Genomic DNA, 25,960 nt, shown 5'->3' with positions numbered 1-25,960 from the left:
CGGAGTGGGTGGAACCGGGCGTCAGCCCACCGGGGCGGCGGCGCGGGGCGCGCCGTCCCGTCCCACTGCCGCTCCGTGCGCCGCGGCAGCCCGGGGAGCGCGGTACGGCCGGTGCGCCACAGCAGGGTCGCGGCGGGCGGGTGTCCGTTGCGGCTGTGCGGCGTCCGCGAGGAGGAGGCGGGACAGCACTCGGCACCAGGGCCGGGTTCGCGCTGCGGACCCCCTACGGGCTGGACGACCTGGCCGGAGCCGACACCGTCGTCGTCCCCTCCGTTCCCGACCCCTGTGCGGAGGAGGGTCGTCCGCTCCCCTCGGGGCTGATCACGGCCCTGCGCCGGGCCCATGACGAGAGGGCCCGCGTGGTCTCCCTCTGCACGGGCGCCGTCGCGCTCGCCGAGGCCGGGCTGCTGGACGGGCGGCGGGCCGCGGCCCACCGGACGCACACCGCCCGGCTCTCCGGGCGCTACCCCCGGGTGCGGGTCGACGGCCCGGTGCTCTACGTGGACGTCCTGACGAGCGCTGGGCTGACCGCCGGGCGACTACCGGCGGGCCTTCCCCCGGGCGCTGCCGACACCGTACGGAGCGCTCGACGCGGACCCCGCCGCGGCCGGCGGCGGCGCCGTCGCCCGCCTCGCGGGCCGGGTCACCGGACCGCCGCCGGGGAGGGGCGCAGCGTCACGGGCAGGCCGTCCCGGGGGACGGGCAGGGTGCTCATGTCGAGCCGCCAGGTGTAGCCCTCGGGGACCGACCAGGCGTGCGTGCGCAGCATCTGGTGCATGACCGCTTTTATCTGGAGGTTCGCGAAGTGCATCCCGATGCACTTGTGGACGCCGCCGCCGAAGGGGAACCAGGAGTAGGGGTGGGTGATTTCGGTCCGGCGCGCGACCGCGAAGCGTTCCGGGTCGAACCGCTCCGGGTCGGGCCAGTGCTCGGGCAGCCGGTGGTTGGAGAAGGCGGTGACCCCGACGAAGGTGCCGGCGGGGATGTGGTGGCCGAGGACTTCGGTGTCGCGGACGGCGATCCTCGGGAGCAGCGGGACGGGCGGGCACAGCCGCAGCGACTCCCGCAGGACGAGGTCGAGTTCGGTCAGCGCGTCCAGGGCGGCGCTGTCGACGGGGCCGTCACCGAGGGCCAGGGACCGGTCCCGGCACCGTTCCTGCCACTCGGGGTGGCGGGCCAGATAATAGGCCATGGTGGTCAGGGCGATGGTGGAGGTGTCGTGCGCGGCCATCAGCACGAAGATCATGTGGTTGACGACATCGGTGTCGCTGAAGCGTTCGCCGTCCTCGGAACGGGCCCCGCAGAGCACCGCGAAGAGGTCGTCGCCTCCCCTGTCCCGTTTGGCCGGGATATGACCGGTGAGGAAGTCGACGAGATAGCGGCGGGCCTTCAGGCCCCGGCTCCAGCGCAGACCGGGCACCGGGAAGCGGACGAGGGCGAGTCCGGCGCGGACGGCGTCCTCGAAGGCCCGCTCGACGCGGTGGCTTCCGGCGCGGTCGAGGTCGAGCGCGAGGAAGACGTCGAGGGCCATGTCGAGGGTGAGCCGCCGGAACAGCGGGAGCAGGGTGCGCCGCCCCGGCCGCCAGGCGTCGATGCCCCGGCGCGCGCTCTGGTCGATGTACTCCAGATAGCCCGCGAGCCTCTCCCGGGTGAACGCCTGCTGCATGATGCGGCGGTGCCTGAGGTGTTCGTCGGAGTCCAGCAGCATGATCCCGCGTTCGAAGAACGGGCCGATGAAGTAGTCCCAGGCGGGCCCGGAGGCGAACGCCTTCTCCCGGTTGCCGAGGACCACTTGGGCCGCTTCCGGGCCCTGGACGGAGACGATCGGGCGGCCGAGGAAGTTCCCCCAGGAGACGGGGCCGTACTGGTCATAGCGGCGGCGGAAGTGACGAATCGGGTTCCACATCGTGTGGAGCGCGTACCCGATGTAGGGCAGACCGGGGTCCCCCATGACGGGGGCGAGAGCGCTGCCGGACGGGGCGGGGGCGAGGGACGACGATGCGGTGCGACGAGCCATGGCGGGGGTTCCTTCGGTCGGCTTCCGGTCACGGCGGCGGGCGGGTGGCTGCGGTGTTCCACGGGCGGGCGGCGAAGGGGCGAAGTCGTCACATGACAGATGTCCGACGGTACGCCGGAATCGAGTCGTCCGGTGGTCTCGCACCCGATATGACCGTGCCGGGACGGGGGGAAACCGGGGCGGCGCCCGGACCTGGCGGAAACCGTGCGGTCGGCGCCGGGCCGGGTCCGGTACCGGGTGACGCGTGGCGTGGCCGGATGATGTGTGCGGCGCCGGACGACGCGGCGGGCGGCCGGATGACGCCGCCGCCGCGGCCCGGATGTCCGAGGGCCGGGCCCCCTCCCGGACGGATTTCAACCTGGCCGATAATTGCGGGTGTGAGTGAGCTTCCTCTCCCCCTTCCACCCGAACACATACCCGCCGGGGCCGTCGCGTGGCGGTCCGCCGACGCCCGGAGATGGTCGGCCGCCGTGCCGGGGCGGTGGGCCCATCCGCTGTTCGCCACGCTCGTGCTGGCGGCCGGAGTGGCCTGGGCGATCGTCTGGGAGCCGGTCCCGGCGTGCACGGCGGCGCAGCCGTGCGGCGCCGACTGGCTGTTCCCCCTCCACTTCGGTCTGCTGCTGCTCTGCGCGTACTGGGTCTGGCGGCAGCCCCGGTACGCGCTCCTCTCGATCGCCGTCCTCGCGGCCATCAGCGTGTTCCGGCTGCTGGACGCGGGGACACCGGCGAGCGGAACGGGCGAGTCCGGCTTTCTGGCCGCCGCCGGTCTCGTCGCCGTCACGCTGGTGCACCGGCTGAGCGCCACACGCGGACAGCGGGCGCTCGCGGAGGAGGCCGCGGGGCCCGCGCGGCATCCGCTGCCCGAGTCGGCGGGCCGCTTCGCCCGTGGCCGGATGTCATCGGTCATCGGTGTACTGCTGCTCTCCGTCACGGGGTTCGCGCTCTGGCAGGCGTTCGACGTCATCGGCGCCTATGAGGAACGAGCGGATCGCGCCACCCGGATGACGGCCCGGGTCCTCACGGTCGAGGTGCGGGACGAGGATCTGTCGTCGATGGTCGTCGAACCGACCGGGACGGCGGGGACGGTCGAGACGGGGGAGCCCGCCGGGGACCGGCGGTACACACTGGAGACAGCCTTCCCCGAGGACTACCCCGTGGGCTCCGACGTGGAGATCGTCGTCGACGGCGACTGGGTCCGGCTCGTGTCCGAGCCGTACGACATCTTCGGATGGGAGACCCTGCTGCTGGGGAGCGGGGTGCTGGGCCTGGCCTTCCTCGTCAACGGGCTGACCGGGCGCCGCCGTTCCCGCGCGCTGGACAGCGGACGGGTACCGGTCCTGAGAGTCCTGCTGCGGGAGGGCCACGAGGACGGGCGCACCTGGGTGTACGCGGCCGACGACACGGTGGCCGAGACCCCGCTGCTCACCTTCCACTCGCTGTACGCGACGGACGACGACGACACCGACGATACCGCCGAGGACGAGGACGGCCGGGACGGTGCCGAGACCGGGACCGAGGGGGACGACGAGGACGAGGAGGCCGCGGCGGAGCAGTGGCGGCGGGAGAAGGAGGAGCTGAAGGCGGTGCTGAAGGGCGGGGGTTCGGTGCCTCCGCTGCGCGAGGGGCTGCTGTACGGCCCGCTGTACACGGGGGCCGAGGTCGTCTTCCTCGCCCCCGTGGCGGAGCGGGGTTCCGGCAGCGGGGCCGACGCCGAGCCCGAGGTGGAGGTCGAGCGGAGTGTCACCCCCGTACGGGCCGTGGGGCAGGAGCTGTCCGGCCTGTTCGGCTCCCGGGGCGGGGCGGGCCGCGGCGACCGTCCGCCCCGCCCCGCGGACGCGATCGCGGCGGAGATGCTGCCGTCGGCCGCACCGTTGACCTGGTCCGCCGACGGCGGATCGCGCGCCGTGGGCCTCTTCCTGCTGCTGGTGCAGGGCGGCGGCACCTGGGCCGTGCTCGACGACGGCCCGTCCTGGCAGTGGCTGCTGGCGGTGATCGTCGTCCCCGTGCTGGTGAACGCGGTCGCGACGGCGCTGAACTGGCGGCTGACCGCCGACCGGGACGGCATCTGGGTCGCCGGTCCCTGGCGGGTACGGCACATCCCCTGGGACTCCGTCATCGCTGTCCGGCACCGCCCCGACACCATCGAGATCGAGGTGTCCGGCAACGGCGCCGACGGCGATCTGTCCCCCGTCGGCGCCCACTGGTTCCAGACCAGGCTGGGCAGGACCTCGGCGGCGCTGAAGGCCGCCGAGGCGCTGCGGGCCCTTCTGCACCACCCCGAGCTGCGCCCCGAGCAGAAGGCGGGCGCCGCCGAACAGGGGGCGCCCCTGGGCCCGGTGATCGTCGTCGCGGCGGCGGTCTGGGCGGCGGTGGTCCTGCTGCTGCTCTGATCCGGCGGCCCGACCGCCACCGGCTCCGGCCCGACGGCCACCGGCTCCAGGGGCGGCGTCCCGTCCGTCACCGCCCCGGGGCACCTCGCCCGTCACCGCCCGGGCTGACGTCTCGTCCGTCACCACCCCGGGGCCGCGCCCCGTCCCCCGTCGCCGCTCGGGGGCGACGGCCGCCCACCGGCTCAGCCGCCCGCCCGCTCCCGCGTACCGGGGGCGGGCGGGCGCCCCCGCGGGCGCCCCGGATCGCACGCACAGCTCCGGGAAGTGACCCGGCTCACAGGAACCACGCGCTCCGGCGGAGCAGTACCCGGTATGAACCCTTCCTCTCCGTCCCGCCGCGGCGCCCTCGGCGCCCTGGCCCTCACGGTCGCCCTGACCGGCGGAACCCTGCCCGCCACGGGCCCGGCCTTCGCCGCGGAACCGGCGACGTACGCCCTCACGATCCAGCACATCGGCCGGTCGGGGGCCCCGACCGGCGACTACGAGACCATGGTCAGGGGCATCTCCGGGCCGGGCGCCGCGGAGTCCGTCACGCCCCACGACCCCACCGGAACGGTCACCGTACGACTGCCCCGGGGCCGGTATCTGCTGGAGTCCACGCTCACCACCGGCGCATCGGGCGCGCCCGTGGACTGGGTCGTCCAGCCCCGGCTGGACCTGGACGGCGACACCACCGTCACCGTCGACGCGCGGACCACCGCCCCCGTCGACGTCCGGCCGCCCGACCCCGCCGCCGCGTTCTACGTCGGCTCGCTGCACCTCGCGGTCACGCACGGCGGTGCCACCGAGTCCACCAATGTCTCCGTCACGAATCCGGAGCTGCGCGTCGCGCATCTGGGTCCCGACGCCGAGCCCGGTTCGGTGCGGCAGTGGTACGACAGCTACTGGCCGACCCCCGACGGCGCCTACGCGCTCGGGTACCACTTCGCGGACCGGAGCCGTGCCCTGGACGGGCTCACCCGGCACCCCGCACGTGAGGATCTGGCCACGCTGAAGGTCCGGGGCGCCGCCCTGGCCGACAGCACGGGCGCGCTCGTCGGCCTGCACCCGAGCCCCGGACCGGCCATCGGCTACGGCAACCGGCTCAGGACGCCCGGCACCGGCACCTATCTCGTGACACCGGAGCGCGGCACCTGGGGCCTGAGCTACGACGCCCGTGACGCCGCCGGGACGACCGTCGCGGACTACTCGGTCGAGGGCTTCTCCCTGCGGGCCGGTCAGACGCGGACCCTCACCTTCGACAACGGGGTCTTCGGCCCGGATCTCACCGGCCGGGCGGGCGCGGTGCGCGACGGGAACCGTATCGCCGTCGACGTGCCGCTGCTCACCGACGGGGACGGGCATCTGCCGTGGTCCTCGTCGAACGCGGTGCCCACGACCACGCTGTACCGCGACGGCGTGCCGGTGGCACCCGGGCCGGGCACGCCGAACGGCCCGCGGACGACCGCGTTCACCGTGCCGCCGGGGCGCGCCGACTACCGGCTCACCAGCACGGTGCGACGGCCCGGGGCACCCGGGCTGCGGCCCGGGGTGACCGCGGAGTGGACGTTCTCGTCGGACACGACGGGCGGTCCGGAGCCGCTGCCGCTCGGCGCGGTGCGCTTCTCCCCCGCGCTGAGCCTGCTCGGCACCGCGAAGGCGTACGCCCCGCTGCGGGTCCCGGTCTCCGTGACGGGTGCCGCGCAGGGGCGGGTCCGCTCGCTGGCGGTCTCGTACTCGGTGGACGGCGGGGCCTCCTGGAAGCGGCTCCCCGTCGAGGGCGGCGCGGTGACGGTGCCCAATCCGCGCGCGGGCACCCGGGTCGCGCTGCGGGCCGAGCTGACCGACACCGCGGGCAACACGCTGACCCAGACCGCGATCGACGCCTACCGCACCCAGTGATCTCCCGCTGAGCCCGCGGGTGGCGCCGCCCGGACCGGCAGGACCGGGCGGCGCCACCCCGTTCAGCGGGGGCCGGGTCCCTCAGCCCAGGAAGTCGGAGCAGACGTAGGACCCCTCCCGGCCACCCATCGACCACACCTCGACGCGAATGTCGTCGGTCCGTTTTGTCCCCGTGCCGTCGGCGACGACCTGCCCCCGCGCGACGCTGCACACGAGCTGCCCCATCAGATTGCGGTCGTCCACCGACGACATGAACAGGTCCGCGTGCGGGATCTGCACGGTGACCCTGCCCTTGCCGGCCGCTCCGCGAAAACCGCCTATCTCCACCAGGGTGGTGAGCCCGGCCTCGCGCTCCGCCTCCGACGGGCCGCCCAGGAGCAGCTTGATGATGGTGTCGGGGTTGCCCAGCTTCCACGGCTCTTCGCCGGACGGGCGCGACACCGCCTCCAGACGTCCCGCCGAGGAGACGAAGTAGAGCCGCATCCCGGTTGTCAGCCCGCCGGGGGCCGCGCCGCCGTCGAGGACGCCGGTGGGGTGCACCCCGACCCCGCAGCCGGTGAGCAGGACGGCCGCCGAGACGGTCAGCGCGGCGCGGATCGCTCCGGTCGCGGCCCTCATCGGTCCTCCTCCTCTCCGGCGGGCCGCAGCGGCAGCCTCAGGGTGAACACGGCGCCGCCGCCGGGCCGGTCGGCGGCGTCGACGGTGCCGCCGTGCAGTCGGGCGTTCTCCAGCGCGATGGCGGTGCCGAGGCCGCTGCCCTGCCCGGCGTCCCCGGAGCGGGTGCGCGCGGTGTCGGCCTTGTAGAAGCGGTCGAAGACATGGGCGAGCACCTCGGGCGGCAGCCCGGGGCCCCGGTCGGCGACCTCGACGGTCACCGTGCCGCCCGCCGGGTCGGCGGCGAGGGTGAGGGTCACGGGCGCCGCGCCGTGCCGCAGCGCGTTGCCGACGAGGTTGGCGACGATCACGTCCACGCGCCGCCGGTCGACGCGGGCCCGGATGCCGTCGGGCAGCTCGGCCGTGACCCGGCCGGTCCAGCCGCGCAGGGCCAGGGTGGCGCGGACGGCCTCCGCGAGGTCGGTGTCGGCCGTGTGCAGCCGGGCCGCTCCCGAGTCGAAGCGCGACATCTCCATGAGGTCGTCCACGAGCCGGGAGAGCCGGGAGATCTCCTGGCTGACCGTGCGGGCGGCGTGCGCGGTGTCCGGGGGCAGCGCCGCCGCGTCCTCGTCGAGGACGGTGGCGACCATCGTCATCGCCGCGAGCGGGGTGCGCAGCTCGTGCGAGACATCGGCGACGAAGCGTTTCGCCCGGGCGTCCTGCTCGCGCAGCTCGGCCACGGAGGTCTCCAGGGCCTCGGCGGTCTCGTTGAAGTCCCGGGCCAGGTCGGCGAGTTCGTCGCGTCCGCGCACCCGGGCACGGGAGCCGAGGTCGCCCGCGGCGTGGCGGCGGGTGGCCCGGCCCAGCTCGCGCACCGGGCGCAGAACCGTTCCGGCGGCGAGGAGCGCGAGGACGGCGGCGAGCGCCGCCACCGGGACGAGGCCGTCGCGCACCGCCTCGACCACGCCGGACGTGGCCTCCAGTTCGGCCCGCAGCGAGGTGACGGCGAAGACGTCGAGACCGGAGGGCGTCCCCGACTCGAAGGCGACGGGTGTGCCCACGGCGAGGTAGGGGGTGCCCTGCCGGTCGACCCGCTGGAAGCTCATACGGTTGCGGTCGCGGACCGCCGCGCGCAGGGCGGGGGTGATCCACGTACGGTCGGCGGACGCGTCGGACGTGGCCGTGAGGGTGCGGTACTGGACGAGCACGACGGTGTCGCTGCCGAGCCCGTCGGCGATGCCGGTGGCGAGGCGGGTGAGGGAGACCTCGTCGGCGGGGATGTCGAAGTCGGCCGCCTCCTGCTCGATCCGGTTCCTGACCTCGGTGCGCACCGCGTCCTGTTTGCGGTCCAGGACGGCGTTGCGCGACTCGCGGTAGGCGAGCGCCGTCGCGGTGGCCCCGCTGACGGCGGCGACCAGGACGAAGGCGAGGACGAGCCGGGTGCGCAGCCCGCCGAGCCGCCACAGGGCGCGCGAAGGGCGGGACCTGTTCGCGGCGGGGACCGGCTCGCGCGTACCGGTCCGGGGCCCGTCGGCGTCCGGGCGGGGGCCGCCCCCCGCGCGGCGCGGCTCGTCCCCGGCGGCCCGGGGCCCGTCCGCGTCCGGAATCGGGATCGGCCCGTGCGCACCGGCCCGGGGACCGGGGCCGGTGGGCGGGTCCGGGCGGGGCCCGGTGGGCGTGTCCCCGCCGGGGCGGCGCGTCCGGCGGGCGCGGAACACGTTCACAGCGGTCCGAAGCGGTAGCCGAAACCGCGCACCGTCTGAATCCAGCGCGGCTGCGCGGGCCGGTCCTCGACCTTGGCGCGGAGTCGGCCGACGGCCGCGTCCACCAACCGTGAGTCCCCGAGGAAGTCGTGTTCCCACACGGACTGGAGCAGTTGCTCCCGGCTGAAGACCCGGCCCGGGGAGGCCGAGAGCTCCAGCAGCAGCCGCAGCTCGGTGGGGGGCAGGGCGACGGCGGCGCCGTGTTTGGTGACGGTGAGGCCCGCCCGGTCGATGACCAGTCCCGCGTGGTTCTCGCCCCGGGCCGACCGCACCGGCTCGGCCCGCCGCAGCGCCGCGCGGATGCGGGCCTCCAGGACCGGCGCGGTCACCGGTTTGACCACGTAGTCGTCGGCGCCCGCCCCCAGTCCGTACACGATGTCGTCGTCGTCGCCGCGCGCGGTGAGCATGATCACCGGCACGGTGGAGCCGGTGGCGCGCAGCCTGCGGCAGACCTCGAAGCCGTCGATGCCGGGGAGCATGAGATCGAGCACGGCCAGTTCGACGGCCGTGCCCGCCGGTCCGGCCAGCAGGGCGAGGGCCTCCTCACCGGTGGCGGCCGTGTCGACGCCGTAGCCGTGCCTGCGCAGGACCAGCTCCATGCCGTCGCGCACGGACACGTCATCCTCGATCAGCAGTACCTGGGGCATGGGGCCGATTATGCGCGACGGTTTCCCTGCTCAGGCCGGGGAGGAGGGGAAGCGGGCCGCGCTCGCGCACATTGTTACGCGTTCATCATGCGGCGATGGGCCGTCCACCATGTGCGGGGCCGACGGTGGTCGCATGAAGATCCCCACCGTGCACCGCACCGCGCGGCTCCGGCCCGCCGCCGCCGTGGTCGTCCTCGTTCCCCTGCTCGCCCTGTCGGCCGCGTGCGGCCGTGCGGACGGCGCTCGCGAGGACGGGAGCGGCGCGATCGCGTCCGTGCCGGACGAACCGGCCGCGCAGCGCCCGTCCGGTACCCAGGACCGCGCGGGTGACGGCGGGGACAAGGGGTCCACCACCGCGGGCAAGAGCGCCTATTACGACGCGCAGCTGGAGTACGTCCGCTGCATGCGGACCAAGGCGGGGGTGAAGGACTTCCCCGATCCCCGGCTGAGCGGCTATCTGGACTGGTCGAAGATCAACGAGATCAGGGACCCGAACGGCGACGGCTCGGACACGAAGGGCGGCCGGAACGGTGTCTGCGCCGAGAAGATGCTGGCGGCGGACGAGCTGAGCCCCCCGCGCGACAAACAGAAGGACTACGAGTCGATGCTCGCGCACGCGACGTGCATGCGCGACAACGGCGTTTCCGCGTTCGCCAACCCCACCCTGTCCGGTGGCGGGGTCATGCCCGGCGGCGAGCCCGACCCCATGAATCCGAGGATCGACGAGCGGACACCCTCGTATCAGCGGGCCCGCACGGCGTGCGAGAGCAAGCTGCTCGAAGGTCTGGACGGGATGCAGTAGATGAGGCGTCGTACGGGATACGCCGTCGGCGCCGCCGCCGTCACCGCCGCCGCGCTGGGCGCGGGCGCCCTGGTGCACGGCGGTGGCGGGGCCGACGCAGGGAGCGGCCGGGCCGAGCGGCGGCCACCCGCCACCACCACGATCACCCGGGCCGACCTCGTCGTCTCCGAGACGGTCGACGGACGGATCGACTTCGCCCGGCACCGCGCGGTGAAACCGGCGGTCGCGGGCACGGTGACGGTCGCGGCGCGGGAGGGCGCCACCGTCACCCGCGGTCGGGCCCTCTACGAACTGGACGACAAGCCGGTCACGCTGCTGTATGGGCCGGTGCCCTCGTTCCGGGAGATGAAGCCGGGCGACCGGGGCAGCGACGTCCTGCAACTGGAGCGCAATCTCGTCGCGCTCGGGTACGGCGGCGGGCTGTACGTCGACCCGCGCTACGACAGGGCGACCGAGGCGGCCGTCAAACGGTGGCAGAAGTCCCTCAACCGGGTGGTGACGGGCCGGGTCGGTGAGGGGCATGTGGTCTTCCAGCCCGAGGAGGTCACCGTCGTCCGCGCGGACGCCGCCCTCGCCGACCGGGTCGGACCGGACGGGGCCGTCCTCACCGTCGCCTCGACCCGGCCGGTGGTCCGCGCGGAACTGGACCAGAGCGATGTGTCGCTCGCCGCACCGGGCACGCGCACCGAGGTGACGCTGCCCAGCGGGACGACCGCGAAGGGCCGGGTCACCGGGACGGTGCGGCCGGAGAACGGGGAGGACGCCGCGGCGTCGAACAGCATCACGGTCGAGATCGGCCTGGACGGCGGCGCGGCGGTGGTGTCCGGCGAGGACACGAGGGCCACGGTGACCGTGAAGTTCGTCAGCAGGAGCCGTGAGGACGTGCTCACCGTCCCGGTGGAGGCGGTCGTCGCGCTGCGCGGCGCGGACGGCGGCTACGGACTGGAGGTCGTCCAGGGCGGCGCCTCCCGGATGGTGCGGGTGGAGACGGGGCTGACGGCCGACGGACGGATCGAGGTCAGCGGTGCGCGGATCAGGGAGGGGCTGACGGTGGGGGTGGCAACGGAATGACACTCTCCGCCCCTTCCTCCGGCGCCGGAGCGGACGCGTCCGCCGCCGCCGGGGATGCCACCCTCAGGGGTGCCGCCCTCAGGGGTGCCTCCGCCGAGGATGCAGCCCTCAGGGATGCCCTGCTCGGGGGTGCCTCCGCCGAGGGTGTCGGCACCGGAGGTGCCGCCGCCGTGTCCACGGCCGTCGGTACGGCCTCCGGAGCCTTCGCGTCCGCCGCCGGAACCACCCCTCTCGCCCCGGTCCCCGTCGTCGAACTGCGGGACGTCGTCAAGTCGTACCCCGGCGGGGTACGGGCCCTGCGCGGGGTGGACCTCACCGTCGACAGCGGCGAACTCCTCGCGATCGTCGGCCCGTCGGGCTCCGGCAAGTCGACGATGCTCCATGTCGTGGGCACGCTCGACGCCCCCACGGCGGGCACGGTCCGTGTGGCCGGACACGACGTGGGCCGGCTCTCGGACGCCCAGCTGTCCGCGCTGCGGGCCCGCCACATCGGCTTTGTGTTCCAGCACTTCCATCTGGCGGCGGGCCGTGACGCCGTCGACAACGTCGCGGACGGACTGCTGTACGCGGGTGTCCCCCGCCGGGAGCGCCGGGAGCGGGCCCGGGCCGCCCTGGAGCGCGTCCGGCTCGGCCACCGTCTCGGCCACCGGCCCGCCGAGCTGTCCGGCGGCGAGAAACAGCGCGTCGCCATCGCCCGCGCGCTGGTCGGCGCGCCCGATCTGCTGCTCGCCGACGAGCCGACGGGCGCGCTGGACAGCGCGTCCGGCGCGGTGGTGATGGAGCTGCTGCACGAGCTGAACGCGGCGGGCACCACGATCTGTGTGATCACCCATGACGACGGGATCGCCCGGTCGCTGCCGCGCCGGGTCCGGTTCCGGGACGGCACGATCGTCTCCGACTCCGGTGCGCGGGAGGTGGGTCCACGATGAGCGCCCCGCGACGGGGACGGCGGCGCGGGCCCTCCGGGGCTCCGTCGCCATCACCGGCATCGGCACCGGCGGCAACCGCGCCGCCGTCATCACCGGCACCGGCACCGGCTTCGCCGTCCCGGCACGGTTCACGCGGGGCGGCGCGGCGGCTCGGCCCCGCGCGGCTGTCGGTCCGCGATGTCCTCGGCCTCGGCGCGGTCGGGCTGCGGGCCCGCCGCGCCCGGGTCGCCCTGTCCGCGCTCGGCATCGCGATCGGGATCGCCACGATGGTGGCCGTGGTGGGACTCTCCGAGTCCAGCAGGTCGGATCTGATGGCCCGGCTCGACCGCCTCGGCACCAATCTGCTCACCGTGGAGGGGGCCGACGACGCGGCAGGCGCCCCGGCGAAGCTGCCCCGGGCGGCGGTGGCCATGGTCGAGCGCGTCGGCCCCGTCCAGCACGCCACCGCGACCGGGGAGGTCCAGGCCAGAATCCGCCGCAGCGACGTGGTGCCCGAGGAGCGCGCGGCGGGGGTCACCGCCCAGGCGGCCCGCACCGATCTGCTGACGGCCCTGAACGCCCGGGTGGCGAAGGGGGTCTGGCTCGACGCGGCGGGCGAGCGCCTGCCGGTCACCGTCCTCGGCCCGGTCGCCGCCCAGCGCCTGGGGATCACCGGACCGGGCCAGAAGATCATGATGAACGACACCCATGTCGTCGTGGTCGGCATCCTCGCACCCGTGGAGCTGGTTCCCACCCTGGACCGGGTGGCGCTGGTCGGCTTCCCCACCGCCGAGCGGTACTTCGGCTTCGACGGACATCCGACGACGGTCTTCGAGCGCTCCCCGGACGCGACGGTCGAGGACGTACGCGCCGTGCTGGCCCGTACCGTCAGCCCCGGAGCGCCGGGCTCGGTGAAGGTCTCGCGCCCCTCGGACGCGCTGGCGGCGAAGGCGGCGACCGACCGGGGCCTGACGGCCCTGATGCTCGGACTGGGCGCGGTGGCGCTCCTGGTCGGCGGGGTCGGCGTGGCCAACACCATGGTCGTCTCGGTGCTGGAGCGGCGCCAGGAGATCGGTCTCCGCCGTGCGCTCGGCGCCACCAGGGGCGCGGTACGGCTCCAGTTCCTCACCGAGTCGCTGCTGCTGTCCGCCCTCGGCGGCGCGGCCGGTGCCCTCCTCGGCACGGCGGCCACGTTCGGCTTCGCCCGGGTGCAGGGCTGGACCCCCGTGGTCCCCCCGTGGTCGGTGGCCGCCGGGTTCGCGGCGACGCTGCTCATCGGGGTCCTGGCAGGGCTCTACCCGGCGGTGCGGGCGGCGCGGCTGCACCCCACGGTCGCCCTGAACACCTCCTGAGCGGGCTGCGCCGGCCGGCTGCTCCGACGCCGGGCTACAGCAGCGCCGGCGCGTGGAACGCGCCGAGGCCGGAGGCCAGATCGCGGTCCAGCCAGTAGCGGCGCGGTTCGACGAGCATCACGTCGACGCCGACGGCGAGGACACCGGGGATTCCGGCGAGTTCGTCGTCGACGAAGAGCGCGAGGGCGGAGCGGTCGGTGACCAGGCCGGTGGCGAGGACGGACAGATCGCTGGCGACGTGGGCGACGAGCCGGGTCTGGGGGAGCCGGTCGATACGGCGCATGACCTCGGGGGTCTCCCCCGGGGCCACCCGCAGCCGGAGCATGAAGGGGGTCTGGAAGCCGAGCCACTCGGACACGATCTCCAGCCGGGGCCTGACCCACCCCTCGTCGAGCACCCTGCGGACAACCCGGTGCGCGGTGGACGTGGCCAGTCCGGCCGTCCGGGCGATGCGCGCCGCGGACGCGCGGCCGTCCTGGATCAGCTCGGCGACGACGGAGCGCTCGGCCTCGCTGAGGGGTTTGGCGGGGGGTGTCGCCGTCGCGGTCGCCGTGGACCCGGGCCGGGCGCCGCCGAGCCGGAGCAGGTCGTCGCGTTCGGCGTCGGTGAGGAACTGCGGGTCCCAGCTGATGCCCCGGCGCAGCGTGCTGAGGGCGGGCAGGGCGTTGACCCGGCGGACGCCCGGGACGGAGAACATCCGGTCGACGGCCCGGCTGGTGGCGGCCTCGGAGGGGGCGTGGACAACGGCGTAGAGGGGGTAGTCGCCGGAGATCTGCGCCAGCAGGCTGAGGTGAGGCAGGTCCCGGAGCCGCTGGAGGACGGCGAGCGGGCTCTCGCCGGTGATGTCCAGGAGGACATGGACCGGCATCGCCGCGGAGTGCATGCCCCAGTCCGCCTGCCCGATCACCCGGACCATCCGGGCCTCGCGCAGCCGGTCGTAACGGCGCTTGAGCGTGCTGGCGTCGGCGGCCAGGATTCCGCCGATGTCGTCCCAGGTGCCCCGGGGTGCCAGGTGCAGCGCGCCGATGAGGCGCCGGTCGAGCTCGTCGAGGAGAGGGCGGGTCATGGTGCCCTACCTTAGACCGCTGATTAATCCCACTGTTATCTACCAAGTCTAGAGAATCTCCCACTCAGGTGCCATTGTTCGCAGGAACATCCTCCCCTTGCACAAAGAGGTACCGATGAGCGTCACCTCCGCCCCCACTCCGCCCGCCGAGCCGCAGTCGAGAGCCCTGCGCACCGCGTTCCGGGGCTTCGCGGCGATCGAGAAGGTCGGCAACAAGCTCCCCCACCCGTTCTGGCTGTTCTGGATTCTGGCGGGGGTCGTCGCCGTCCTCAGCGCCGTGCTGGCGTGGGCCGGTGTGAGCGCCGAGCACCCCGGCACCCACAAGACGATCACGGTGGAGAGCCTGCTCAGCAAGGACGGCCTGACCATGGCCGTCGAGGGCGCCGTCGACAACTTCGCGGCCTTCCCGCCGCTGGCCACCATCCTCACCGTGATGTTCGGCATCGTCGTCGCCGAGAAGAGCGGACTGTTCTCCGCGCTGCTGCGCCGCATGGTCGCGCGGGTGCCGGGCAAGTACCTCACCTTCGCCCTGTCGATGACGGCCATGGTCAGCCATGTGGCGGGCGACGCGGCCTACTTCACCCTCATCCCGATCGGCGCGCTGATCTTCCGCGCGGCGGGCCGCAGCCCGGTGCTCGGCTGCATCGTCGCCTATGTCTCGATCTCCGCCGGTTACAACGCCTCGCCGTCGCTCACCACCACCGATGTCCTGCTGTCGTCCATCACCACCGCCGCCGCGCACACCATCGACGCCGAGTACGTCGTCACCCCCGTGTCCAACTACTTCTTCGGGGTCGGATCGTCGGTCCTGGTGGCTCTGGTGATCACCCTCGTCGTCGACAAGGTCCTGGTCCGCCGTGCGGACCTGGAGCCCGACGAGCCGATCAGCGCGCCGGACGCGGCGGAGCGGGAGGCCATCGAGGTCACCGAGGAGCAGAGCCGCGCGCTGCGCGTGACCGGGCTGTGCGCCCTCGGCTTCGTCGGATTCCTGGTGGCGGCCATGGTCCCCGCGTCCTCCCCGCTGCGGGGCGAGGGCGGCGGCATCGTCAACTCCCCCCTGATCGGCGGGATGGCGCTCGTCCTGGGGCTGTTCTTCGCCGTGCTCGGCACCGTCTACGGGCGGGTCTCCGGCACCTTCTCCGCTCCCCGCGACATCATCGACGCGATGGTCGACGGCACCCGGTCGATGGCGCCGATCCTCGTCCTGTTCTTCGCGATCTCCCAGTTCCTCGCCTACTTCAAATGGACGAACATCGGCGACATCCTCGCCGTGAAGGGCGCCGAGACACTGCGCGCCCTGGACATGGAGGGGTGGACCGTGCTGGTCGGCATCGCGGTGCTGATCACGTTCATGAATCTCGTCATCACCAGCGGATCGGCGCTGTGGGCGCTGGCCGCGCCGGTGCTCGTGCCCATGCTGATGCTCATCGGCATCGAGCCCGAGACCACCCAGGCCGTCTACCGTGTCGCCGACTCCGTCACCAACTGTGTCACGCCGATGAGTCCGTACTTCGTGATGGCCCTGGGCTTCATCCAGCAGTACCGCAAGTCCGCCGGGATCGGCACCCTCGCCTCGTTCACGATCCCGATCGCCGCCGTGGTGTGGGTCGCCTGGATGGCGTTCTTCGTGGTCTGGTACCTGCTCGGCATCCCCTTCGGCATCAACTGACCCTTCCGTACCCGTACCCGTACCCGTCCCTGCCCCCGTACGAGAAAGCAGATCATGACCGCATCGCCCGCAGCCGCACTCACCGCCCGCGCCCACGAGGTGTCACCGGAGACCGTGGCCGACATCCTGCGCCTGGTCGACCACGAGACCAGCAGCTACGACCTGCCCCGGCTCGCGGCGGGGCTGGACTTCCTGCGCGAGCTGACCGTCCACCGGCTCGGCCGGCCGGACCACGAGCGGCGCCACCCCGGCGGTGCGTGCGGTGACACCCTCGTCCTCACCTACACCGGCACCGGGCCCGGACATATCGGGCTCATCGGCCACTACGACACCGTCTGGCCGACGGGAACCCTCGCCGGATGGGAGCAGCCGGGGACGTCCGACGACGGCCGGGAGCGGATCAGCGGGCCGGGGGTCTTCGATATGAAGGCCGGTCTGGCCCAGGGCATCTGGGCGCTGCGGCTGGCCCGGGAGAGCGGCGGGCCCGTGCCGACGGTGACCTTCCTCTTCAACGGTGACGAGGAGATCGGCTCCCTGTCCTCACGGCCGGTGATCGAGGAGGTCGCGCGGGGCGTCGACGCCACGCTGGTGCTGGAGCCGTCCGCGCGGGGTGCGGTCAAGACCGCCCGCAAGGGCTCGGGCATCTTCCAGGTCACAGCCATCGGCGTCGAGGCGCACGCGGGGCTCGCGCCGCAGGACGGGGCGAGCGCGATCACCGCGCTGTCCGAGTTCGTGCTCGCCGCCGCGGCCGTCGCCGCCCCCGACCGGGGCACCACGGTCAACACCGGGCTCGTCAGGGGCGGATCGGCCACCAACGTCGTCGCGGGGCGGGCCACCGCCAGTATCGACATCCGCATCAGCGACATGGCCGAACAGGCCCGGGTGGACGAGGAGATGGACGCGATCAGGGTCAGCGACCCGCGTGTCCGCATCGAGATCGAGCACGCCTGGAACCGCCCGCCGATGACCCTCGGCACCGCCTCGGCCGGACTGCTCGACCTCGTCCGCGAGGTCGCCCGCGAGCAGGGCCGCGGCCATCTGCCGGACGCCGCCGTCGGCGGCGCCAGCGACGCCAACTTCGTCGCCGCCCTCGGTCTGCCCGTCCTGTGCGGCATGGGCGCGGTCGGCGACGGCGCCCACGCCCAGGGCGAGTTCGTCTATCCGGACACCGTGGCCGCGCAGACCGCCCTGGTCGCGGGGGTGCTGGGACGGCTGGCGGGGCCGCTGCGCGGCTGAGCGGTGCGGGACATATCGCGGTCGGGGCCGCCCGGAGCCTCCGGGCGGCCCGAGCCCGGCGGGGGCTTTCCCCGAGAGGCGGGACCAGGCCGGTAGACGGACTCGGGGCCATTGCCGGCCAGGAGGCGAGTGGGCATCGCCGGGCCGGTGATCCGGAGCCTCGGCGCGGCCGACGAGACGCCACCGTTCGAAGACGGCAAGGGCAGGCCGGATCCGCTGCGGACGTCCGGCGGCCTACGGGTCGGCCGTCTTCGAACCCGGTTGGCGCCGGTCGGAGCATGTAAGGCCGCCGCCGGAGAACCTACGGGGGCTTCCCCGGGCACACGGTGAGCGGCCGGATGAAGATCGTCACGGCGGACGGAGAGGGCGTCGAGGGCGGACCGGGCGGCCAGGGGGAGATCTCGCCCGGGCACGACGCCTGAGTGATGGGGGGACGAACCCTGTGCGGTGGCCGACCGGACGGGTACGGCGACCGCGCCGGGCCCGCGTGAGGGGTCAGGGCTTGCGGGCGACCAGGACTCCGTTGGCGCCCGGGCCTTCGAAGGGGGTGACACCCTCGGGTTCGAGGCCGGCCGCGCGCAGCCAGGTGGAGTACTCGGCGGCGGTGTAGTTCCTGCCCCATGCCTCCACCAGCATGTTCAGACTCATCAGCGCCGCGGGGGGCGGTCCCGTCCTGTCGTCGGCGACGAAGGACTCGCAGATCAGCAGCAGCCCGCCCGGCGGGAGCGCCTCTGCGCAGGCGGCGAGGATGCGCCGGGCGTCGTGCTCATCCCAGTCGTGCAGGATGTTCGCCAGCAGTACGGCGTCGTGCCCCGTCGGCAGCGGGTCGGCGAAGAAGTCCCCCGCCGCGAAGGAGATACGGTCCGCCAGCCCGGCCGCGGCGACCCGCGGGCGGGTCAGATCGCAGACGAAGCCCAGATCGAAGACGGTCGCCCGCAGCTTTGGCCAGCGGCGGCACAGTTCGATGTCGAACCCGGCGCCCCCGCCCCCGACGTCGAGCAGACGGCCGACAGCGCCGAAGTCGAGGGTGTCGGCGAGCAGCCGGCCGGTGTAGGCGGACAAGGAGTGCATGCCCTCCCAGAAGTGCTCGGTCACCACCGGGTCGTCCGGCGAGAACAGCGACTCCTGGCGCTCGGGGTCCCAGGAGGCGGGATGGTTGCCGCGCAGGGAGTCCGCCAGCCGTGTGTAGGCGGAGTACACATGGCGGTCCACGAGGGTGATCCAGCCACCGAAGTAGTACGGCGCCCCCTTGACCAGGAACTCCTCGGACATGGCGGTGTTCCGGTAGGCTCCGTCGGCGTCCAGTCGCAGCAGGCCCAGCGATGTGCACGCGGTGAGCAGCAGCTCGGCCGGGCGCGGCTGGAGGCCGTGGCGCTCCGCGAGAGCCGCGGCTGTCGTCGAGCGCCCCCCGGCCAGCTCGGTGAACAGCTCCAGCTCGGTCGCCAGGGCCAGGGCCTTGAAGGCGGGGATCCCCAAGGTGAGTTCCATCAGCGGCAACGGGGTGACCTGCTCGTCCATGACGTGCCTCCGATCGTGGCGGGGAGTCCGCTGAACAGGGTGACGCTGCCGGAACCGAGCGGCCTCCTGAATCATTCAGCACGTGCGCCCCACGAGAAAGCGCATGCCCCGCCATGGCGGGGCATGGAGGGGGCGCACAGGAGCACCGCCCGAAGCGACCGGCCCCACCGGTGGGACACGGCCCCGGTGACCCCGGTGGCGCGGCAGGCGGGAGGTCGCGCCCCACCGCCGCGGAGGCGACCTCAGGGTGTGCTAAAATATCAATGTTGCAGTTGTGGTACCCATGAACCTATGTGCGCCTGACGGAAATGTTTTCCCCTCAGGCGCATTATTTGTTTCCGGCATCTCCGGATGGGGCCTCTGCTCTACAGAAGGAGAATGTCATGGCACAGGGCACCGTGAAGTGGTTCAACTCTGAAAAGGGTTTCGGCTTCATCGAGCAGGACGGCGGCGGCCCCGACGTCTTCGCCCACTACTCGAACATCGCGACGCAGGGCTTCCGTGAGCTCCGTGAGGGCCAGCGGGTGAGCTTCGACGTCACGCAGGGCCAGAAGGGCCCGCAGGCGGAGAACATCGTCCCCGCCTGATCGCCGGACGCTTGTCGACCACACCGGGGTCCGCACCATTACGGTGCGGACCCCGGTGTGCGCTGTTTCCAGGAAGGCAAACACACCGCATGTCCCGCAGGCCCCAGAAAACGTCCCGACGCGCCTCGTCAACGCGGCCGACCGCGTCACCGCCCAAGGAATTCCGGCTGCCGGAAAACACGACACCCGCGCTTCCCGCCGTCGCGGACTTCGCCGACCTGGACATGCCCACGGGACTGCTGGCGACCCTCACCTCACAGGGCGTGACCACCCCGTTCCCCATCCAGGCCGCCACCCTGCCCAACGCGCTGGCCGGGCGTGACGTGCTCGGACGCGGACGGACCGGTTCCGGCAAGACCCTCGCGTTCGGGCTGGCGGTCCTCGCCCGGACGGCCGGGCTCCGCGCCGAGTCCCGGGCGCCTCTCGCCCTTGTCCTGGTGCCGACGCGTGAACTCGCGCAGCAGGTGACGGACGCGATGGCCCCGTACGCGACGGCCGTGAACCTCCGGCTGGCCACCGCCGTCGGCGGTCTGTCGATCACCAAGCAGGCCGGTGCGCTGCGCCGCGGCACCGAGGTCCTCGTGGCGACCCCCGGTCGCCTCAACGACCTCGTGGACCGCGGGGACTGCGTGCTCGACCAGGTGCGGATCACCGTGCTGGACGAGGCCGACCAGATGACCGACATGGGCTTCCTCCCGCAGATCACCAAGGTGATCCAGCAGGTGCGGCCGGACGGACAGCGGCTGCTCTTCTCGGCCACCCTGGACCACAACATCGACCGTCTGGTACAGCGCTTCCTGACCGATCCCGTGGTGCACTCCGTGGACCCGTCGGCGGGAGCGGTGTCCACGATGGAACACCATGTGCTCCACATCCTGGACGAGACGGACAAGAAGGCGGTCACGGTGCGCATCGCCGCGCGGGACGGCCGGGTCATCCTCTTCCTCGACACCAAGCGGTCCGCCGACCGGCTGGCCAAGCGGCTCCTCGCGTCGGGCGTCCGCGCGGCGGCACTCCACGGCGGCCGTACCCAGCCGCAGCGGAACCGGACCCTGGAGCAGTTCAAGAACGGCCAGGTCACCGCGTTGGTGGCGACGAACGTCGCGGCGCGCGGCATACATGTCGACGATCTCGACCTGGTCGTGAACGTCGACCCGCCGAGCGACCACAAGGACTACCTCCACCGGGGCGGGCGCACCGCCCGGGCCGGCGGCTCCGGCAGTGTGGTCACGCTGGTCCTGCCCGAACAGAAGCGTGAGGTCACCCGGCTCATGTCGGACGCGGGCATCCGCCCCCGGACGGCGCGGGTCACCTCCAGCGACCCGGAGCTGTCCACCATCACCGGCGCCCGTGAGCCGTCCGGCGTGGCCGTCACCATCGAGGTGCCGCAGCCCACCGCGCCGAAGGCGGACCGTCCGGAACGGAAGGCCGGGTCCGGGTCCGGCAGGCGCTCCGGCCGCAGGCGCCGCGGCGCCGAGGGCACCGGAGCCCCGGGCGGGACCGCCGCGACCGGGACGGCGGGCCGGTCCGCGGACCGCCGCGGCCAGGCCGGGGTGTCGGGCGACGCCTCCGGTTCCGGCGGGCGCGGGTCCGCCCGGACCGCGAAGCCCCGCGGAACCGCCGGGAGCACCGCTGGCGGGACCGCTCGCGAATCCGGCCGCCGGGGCGCGCAGGGCTCCGCGACCGGCGCCCCGTCCGGCGATTCCGGTCGTCGGCGCGGTGGCCGCCGTACCGGCACCGGCCGTCCCGCCACCGGTGGCGGGGCTTCCCGTTCCGGGTCGCGCGGCGGCGGCACCCCGCCCCGGACCGCCTGACACACCGGACCCGGACCCCGGACCCCGGACCCCGGGCGGAAGCCCGTCCGGGCCGGCGGCCCCGGGTCCGGCCCCGGCGGCCGTCCTCGAAGAGGCGCGGAGGAACAGGGTCCGGACGAACGCCCATGCCCGGCCGTGGCGCACGCGGCGACACGGCCGGACGGGCCTGTCCGCCCGGCCGCCGACCCGTCCGGGCACGGGCCGGACCCCTTCACCGATGGTGGACATCCCCGCGGAGCGCCGGCGTCCGCCACCGTCGTGGTGCGGCCCCGGCGCCCCGGGCGGGCAGGCCGGCGGACCGTCCGGTCAGCACGGAACCGCCCTCCCACCAGCGGATACGCCGTCTCTTGCGGCGCCCCTCCCGGCCCATGGCCGCCATGGTCAGAGCGGCTCGGTGAGGTGCGCCGTTCCGCGCCCCCCGCCCGGCGGGACCCACGGTCCGGTCCATGACGATCCGGCCACCGGACGGAGACAGCAGCGGGGGAGAACGTCCGTCGTTCCCGGTCCGGCCGCCGGACGGAGCCCGCCCCCGACCCCGACCGTGCACGGCGGCGATCGGCACCCCGTGACATGTCACCCCACCGGGCACGGCCGCCCACCCCCGTTCACCCCCGACACACGCGTCCCCCGCGAGCGACGACCCCGGCGCGGTGACGGCGGTCCGGCGCGAAAGCGCCGAGGGCGCGCCCCGGTCGGCACAGCGGCGAGAAACGGCGCGCGGGCCTCGTGTCACAGTTCTGTACCCATCGGTAGCCGGTACGGGCCGGAACGGAAGCGCCACTCGCCGATACGGGCACGGCGGGCGGATGTGATGACCGTTCGGACATCGCCGGGACACGCGTGTCACGGGACGGTCCCAACCGCGCCGCGCCATGCCTTTCTTGATCCGGGCGCCGGTGCGCGGATGCCGTACGCTGCCGGAGCGAGACGGACAGTGACGGGAGTCCCCTACCGCGTAACTCCCGTGTGTGCGGCGCGTCTTGCCCTGGACGGCGCAGCAGGAGGTGGTCCGGATTTCCATGGGCACCGTGGACACCCAGGACAGCTCGCTCATGTGGTTCAGCCTCCTCGGCCCCGTCGAAGTGTCGCGCGGTGCCACCACGCTCGACCTGGGGCCCCGGCAGCGACGGGTGCTGCTGACCCGGCTGTTGATCCAGGACGGCCGGCCGGTCTCGCTCGGCGAGATCTGCCGCGACCTGTGGGAGAGCGACCAGCCGACGGCCGCCGCGTCATCGGTGCGCGCCCATGTCAGCCGTCTCCGTTCGGCACTCGACCCGGGCCGTCAGGGCCGCTCGGCCGTGCTGGTCAGCAGCCGGGCCGGGTACGCCCTGCACGTCCCCCGGGAGGCACGGGACACCGCCGTCTTCGAGGAGTCCGTGGTCGCGGCCCGCGCCGCGCTGCACGAGGGACGTCTGGACCGGGCTCGGCGGCGGATCGACCGGGCCCTCGGACTGTGGCGGGGCCCGGCCCTCGGGGAGGCCGCGGACCACGCCTTCGCCCTGCGGGAGAAGACACGGCTGAACGCCGCCCTCCAGGACGCCCGGGAACTCCAGGTCACCATCCTCATCAAACAGGCCGACACGGACCGGGCGGTGCCCGTCGCCACCCGGCTCACCGTCGACGCCCCGCTGCGCGAGACGTCCTGGGCGCTGCTGATGCGCGCGCTGTACGCGGCCGGACGGCCGGTGGAGTCGCTGCGCCAGTACGAGCGGTTCCGCTCCATGCTCGCGCGCGAACTGGGCCTGGACCCCAGCCCGGGGCTGCGGGACCTGCACACCGCCGTCCTGCGGCACGACACCGGGATCCTGGGTCCCGTGCTCGGCGCGCCGGGCCCGCACCGGCTGGCCACCGCCGCCGCGTCACCGCAGGCGTCCGCCGAACTCCCCCTGGTGGGACGGGCCGAGGAGACCGCGCAGCTCGACGGGGTGCTCCGGACGGTCGCCGCGGGCGGCTCCCAGTGGGCGGTGGTCCTTGGTGAGGCGGGCTCCGGCAAGACCCGGCTGCTGACCGAACTGGCGGCGCGGGCGGCCGACTCCGGGCTGTCCGTGGTCCGCGTACCCGGCGGCCGTCCGGGCTCCGCAGGCCACGGCGCGGTGCCGTCGTGCCCGGTGGTCCGGCTGCTGGACGCGCTGAGGGGACGGGAGTCCGGGGGAAACGGCCGCCCCGGCGCACCAGCAGCGGCGTACGACGCCCGAGCGGCCCCGGACCCGGACCCGGTGGAAGCGCTCGCCCGTGAACTGGGCCGGGCACCCGTGCTGTGTCTCCTGGACGACCTGGACGGGGTCGCCCCGGAGGGCTGCGCACGGCTGCAACGGCTCGCCGGGCTGCTGCGGGACACCCCGGCGGCCCTGGTGTGCGCGCTGCGCGACAGCGGGGCACCGCAGGTCAGCGGGTTGCTCGCCGATCTCGCCCGGCGCGGCACCATCTGGCTGCACCTGGAGCCGCTGGCCGCCGACGACGTGGCCGGGCTGCTCACGGCACGCGGGGAGGACCCCGCCGAGGCCGAGGCCCTGCACCGGCGCGCGGCGGGCAATCCGTTCGTGCTCGCGGAGTTGCTGAGGCTGGCGCCGGGCCGGCGCACCGGGCCCGGTGCCCGCGTGCCGACGGCGGTGGGCACCATCGTCCACGACCGGCTGGCCGGGCTGCCGCCGGAGGCCCGTTCCGTCCTCACCCATACCGCCGTCGACGGCGGGCGGCTGGACCTCGGGCTGCTCGCCGGGGTCCCGGGGATGGTTCCCGAGCGGCTGCCCGCGCTGGTCGACGACGCCGTCACCGCCGGACTGCTGGTCTGGCACCCGGACCGCGGCGATCCGCTCGCCGGGCACTACCGGCTCCCGGAACTGGTGCACGAGGTGGTGCTCGGCACCCTCACACCCTCCGGGCGGCAGCTTCTGCACGCCGCGCTGGCCCGCGCGTTGAACGGCCGCGACGGCGCCGACCGGGCCCGGCTCGCCGGGCATCTGCGGGCGGCGGGGCCGCTGGCGCCGGTACCGGTGCCCGTGCCGATGCCGGTGCAGTCGACCGTCCCGGCCGCGACCGCACCGGACTCCGTGCCCGCACCGACCGGCCCTCCGCAGCCGCGGGACACGGACCGGAACGAGCACTGACCGAACGACCAGCACGGAACCCGAGCACGGATCCGATCCCTCAGATCCCCGTACCCGTATCGCCCGGGGGCAGCGCCTCCGGGACCAGAGGAGACGTACATGTCCGACCAGCACAAGGCATCGGGCGAGCCCTCCGCCCGGCAGGCCGGATCTGCTGCCGCGCCCGGGACCGAGACCGTCACCGCCGGTCCCGTGGGCGGTACCGGCTCGGCCCCGGGCACGGGCGGGCAGGTCCCGGCGGCCGGGGCCGGGGAAACGGCCGGGGCCGCCGGGACCACCCGGAGTCCGGCGTCCCGGGACACCGGGTCCGGTGCCGTCGGGGGCGCCGGGGCGCAGAGCGGGAGCGCCGGGGCGTCCGAGGCCGAGGACGCCGGAACGGGAAGCGCGGAGGCGGGTGACGCGGCGACCGCGGACGCGCAAGCCGCGGATGCGAAGCCCGGTGACACCCGGGCCGAGGGCACGAGGTCCGACGGTGTGAACGGCGCCGCTGGAAAGGCCGACGGAGTGCGGGCGGCGGGTGGCGCGCGGGCGTGGAAGGGCCGCCGGGGTATCGCCGCGGCTGCCGGGCCCGGCGGCGACGGGGCCGCACCCGACGACGACGCGCCGGGCCGCCCCGGCAAACCGGTACTGGCCGGTGCCGCCATGGTGGGCGCCATCCTGGTGGCTATCCCGCTGCTGGTCATGGCGGTCGGCAGGGACGAGGAGAAGAAGGCCGTCAGCACCGGGGCAGCCGAGAACATCCTGCGGGACGAGGACGACCCCGCGGGCGCCTTCGTCGCCGAGGCGGCGCCCTCGGCCTCCTCCTCACGGGCCAGGGCGACGAAGGAAGCGGAGGCCGCGGAGGAGAGGGCCCGGTCGCAGCGGACGGAGCAGGCCGCGCCGAAGCCGCAGGCGGACCCGGGGAAGACGGGCTCAGGGAAGACGGACCCGGGCACGGCGGCAGCTGAGCCCCGGGACGACAAGCCGACCGCGGCCCGGCCCCGCACCGGGGCCGACCCGCAGAAGAAGCGCGCGGGGCGGCGGGTGGCACAGTCCGCGCCGGTGCGCACCCCGCCGCTCACCCGGGTGCTGATCAAGAACAACACCAACGGCACCTGCGTGGACATCCCCGGCTACTCCAGCGGCCGGCCGGACACCGAGGTCCACCACTTCACCTGCAACAACACCAGCGGCGACAACCAGCTCTGGAATGTGGAGAAGCGCTACAACAGCGCCGGGCCCGGCGGGGCGCCGCTGTACCAGATCCGCAACGTCATGGACAGCATGTGCCTGGACCTGCCCGGCAACCACGGCGTCGGCGAGGCGACCATGGTCACGGAGTACCCCTGCAACGGCACCACCGGGGACAACCAGCTCTGGTGGCTCGACAAGCAGGCGGACGGGAAGTACTGGATTCGCAACTTCGCCAGCAACAACCAGTGCCTGGACTCCTACAGCAACAGCGAGACGGAGCGTCAGCTCCTCATCTGGCCCTGCGCGCCGGAGAGCCAGAACAACCACGAGTGGATCTTCACCCGCTCCTGAGCGGCGGGCCCGGT

18 protein-coding genes and 1 pseudogene are annotated in these 25,960 nt (G+C 74.1%); 13 read left to right on the top strand and 6 right to left on the bottom strand.

Features of this window, described 5'->3' with window-relative positions; all coding sequences use genetic code 11:
• Positions 1-147 precede the first annotated feature (147 nt).
• Positions 148-536: pseudogene (locus CRV15_RS26370) on the top strand (DJ-1/PfpI family protein); the annotation flags it as partial.
• 107 nt (positions 537-643) lie between these two features.
• On the opposite strand, the gene CRV15_RS26365 reads toward CRV15_RS26370, so the two are convergent.
• Positions 644-2,017 carry a cytochrome P450 gene (locus tag CRV15_RS26365; protein ID WP_003959467.1) on the bottom strand — a complete coding sequence of 458 codons (1,374 nt, stop codon included), beginning with the start codon at positions 2,015-2,017 and terminating at the stop codon, positions 644-646.
• A 377-nt stretch (positions 2,018-2,394) separates the two neighbouring features.
• Between CRV15_RS26365 and CRV15_RS26360 the strand changes: the two genes are divergently transcribed.
• Positions 2,395-4,407 carry a hypothetical protein gene (locus tag CRV15_RS26360; RefSeq protein WP_003959468.1) on the top strand — a complete coding sequence of 671 codons (2,013 nt, stop codon included), beginning with the start codon at positions 2,395-2,397 and terminating at the stop codon, positions 4,405-4,407.
• Positions 4,408-4,719: 312 nt separating this feature from the next.
• Entirely contained in the window at positions 4,720-6,288 is a 1,569-nt protein-coding gene (locus CRV15_RS26355) for a hypothetical protein (RefSeq protein ID WP_003959469.1), read from the top strand.
• Positions 6,289-6,369: 81 nt separating this feature from the next.
• On the opposite strand, the gene CRV15_RS26350 is transcribed toward CRV15_RS26355, so the two are convergent.
• The 3 genes from CRV15_RS26350 to CRV15_RS26340 are packed head-to-tail and all read right to left on the bottom strand — an operon-like array spanning position 6,370 to position 9,292.
• Positions 6,370-6,906 (bottom strand): hypothetical protein, encoded by a 537-nt coding sequence (locus CRV15_RS26350; protein ID WP_003959471.1) that lies wholly within the window; start codon positions 6,904-6,906, stop codon positions 6,370-6,372.
• Positions 6,903-8,606, bottom strand: a complete 1,704-nt coding sequence (locus CRV15_RS26345; RefSeq protein WP_003959472.1) for an ATP-binding protein — start codon at positions 8,604-8,606, stop codon at positions 6,903-6,905. Before CRV15_RS26345 ends, CRV15_RS26350 begins: the two co-directional genes overlap by 4 nt.
• Positions 8,603-9,292 carry a response regulator transcription factor gene (locus CRV15_RS26340; RefSeq protein ID WP_003959473.1) on the bottom strand — a complete coding sequence of 230 codons (690 nt, stop codon included), beginning with the start codon at positions 9,290-9,292 and terminating at the stop codon, positions 8,603-8,605. Before CRV15_RS26340 ends, CRV15_RS26345 begins: the two co-directional genes overlap by 4 nt.
• 133 nt (positions 9,293-9,425) lie before the next feature.
• On the opposite strand from CRV15_RS26340, the gene CRV15_RS26335 reads away from it, so the two are divergent.
• The 4 genes from CRV15_RS26335 (at position 9,426) to CRV15_RS26320 (ending at position 13,425) form a co-directional block, all read left to right on the top strand.
• Positions 9,426-10,094: a hypothetical protein gene (locus CRV15_RS26335; protein ID WP_009995300.1), complete on the top strand. Its 669-nt coding sequence runs from the start codon at positions 9,426-9,428 to the stop codon at positions 10,092-10,094.
• Positions 10,095-11,165 (top strand): peptidoglycan-binding protein, encoded by a 1,071-nt coding sequence (locus CRV15_RS26330; RefSeq protein ID WP_009995301.1) that lies wholly within the window; start codon positions 10,095-10,097, stop codon positions 11,163-11,165.
• Positions 11,166-11,419: 254 nt separating this feature from the next.
• A complete protein-coding gene (locus tag CRV15_RS26325; RefSeq protein ID WP_230864204.1) occupies positions 11,420-12,094 on the top strand; it encodes an ABC transporter ATP-binding protein in 675 nt (224 codons plus the stop codon).
• On the top strand, positions 12,091-13,425 hold the full coding sequence (locus CRV15_RS26320; RefSeq protein ID WP_003959477.1) for an ABC transporter permease: 1,335 nt from the start codon (positions 12,091-12,093) through the stop codon (positions 13,423-13,425). Before CRV15_RS26325 ends, CRV15_RS26320 begins: the two co-directional genes overlap by 4 nt.
• Positions 13,426-13,459: 34 nt before the next feature.
• On the opposite strand, the gene CRV15_RS26315 is transcribed toward CRV15_RS26320, so the two are convergent.
• The gene (locus CRV15_RS26315) at positions 13,460-14,491 is read right to left on the bottom strand and encodes an Lrp/AsnC family transcriptional regulator (RefSeq protein WP_003959150.1); all 1,032 of its coding nucleotides are present in this window, start codon (positions 14,489-14,491) and stop codon (positions 13,460-13,462) included.
• A 115-nt stretch (positions 14,492-14,606) separates the two neighbouring features.
• Between CRV15_RS26315 and CRV15_RS26310 the strand changes: the two genes are divergently transcribed.
• Complete coding sequence (locus tag CRV15_RS26310) at positions 14,607-16,160, top strand: AbgT family transporter (protein WP_003959478.1); 1,554 nt, start codon at positions 14,607-14,609, stop codon at positions 16,158-16,160.
• A 54-nt stretch (positions 16,161-16,214) separates the two neighbouring features.
• Positions 16,215-17,396, top strand: a complete 1,182-nt coding sequence (locus CRV15_RS26305) for a M20 family metallopeptidase (protein ID WP_003959479.1) — start codon at positions 16,215-16,217, stop codon at positions 17,394-17,396.
• Positions 17,397-17,891: 495 nt separating this feature from the next.
• Here the strand turns inward: CRV15_RS26305 and CRV15_RS26300 are convergent, their stop codons facing one another.
• On the bottom strand, positions 17,892-18,914 hold the full coding sequence (locus CRV15_RS26300; protein WP_003959480.1) for a methyltransferase: 1,023 nt from the start codon (positions 18,912-18,914) through the stop codon (positions 17,892-17,894).
• A 383-nt stretch (positions 18,915-19,297) separates the two neighbouring features.
• Between CRV15_RS26300 and CRV15_RS26295 the strand changes: the two genes are divergently transcribed.
• The 4 genes from CRV15_RS26295 (at position 19,298) to CRV15_RS26280 (ending at position 25,946) form a co-directional block, all read left to right on the top strand.
• The gene (locus CRV15_RS26295) at positions 19,298-19,501 is read left to right on the top strand and encodes a cold-shock protein (RefSeq protein WP_009995304.1); all 204 of its coding nucleotides are present in this window, start codon (positions 19,298-19,300) and stop codon (positions 19,499-19,501) included.
• Positions 19,502-19,590: 89 nt separating this feature from the next.
• Entirely contained in the window at positions 19,591-21,315 is a 1,725-nt protein-coding gene (locus tag CRV15_RS26290; RefSeq protein ID WP_003959482.1) for a DEAD/DEAH box helicase, read from the top strand.
• 968 nt (positions 21,316-22,283) lie between these two features.
• Positions 22,284-24,422: an ATP-binding protein gene (locus CRV15_RS26285; protein WP_230864088.1), complete on the top strand. Its 2,139-nt coding sequence runs from the start codon at positions 22,284-22,286 to the stop codon at positions 24,420-24,422.
• 99 nt (positions 24,423-24,521) lie between these two features.
• Entirely contained in the window at positions 24,522-25,946 is a 1,425-nt protein-coding gene (locus CRV15_RS26280; protein ID WP_003959484.1) for an RICIN domain-containing protein, read from the top strand.
• Positions 25,947-25,960 lie beyond the last annotated feature (14 nt).

The sequence above is a fragment of the Streptomyces clavuligerus genome (genome assembly GCF_005519465.1).
GTDB classification, from domain to species: domain Bacteria; phylum Actinomycetota; class Actinomycetes; order Streptomycetales; family Streptomycetaceae; genus Streptomyces; species Streptomyces clavuligerus.
Note: the sequence above shows the minus strand (reverse complement) of the source record. Positions and strands in the feature narration are given on the sequence as shown.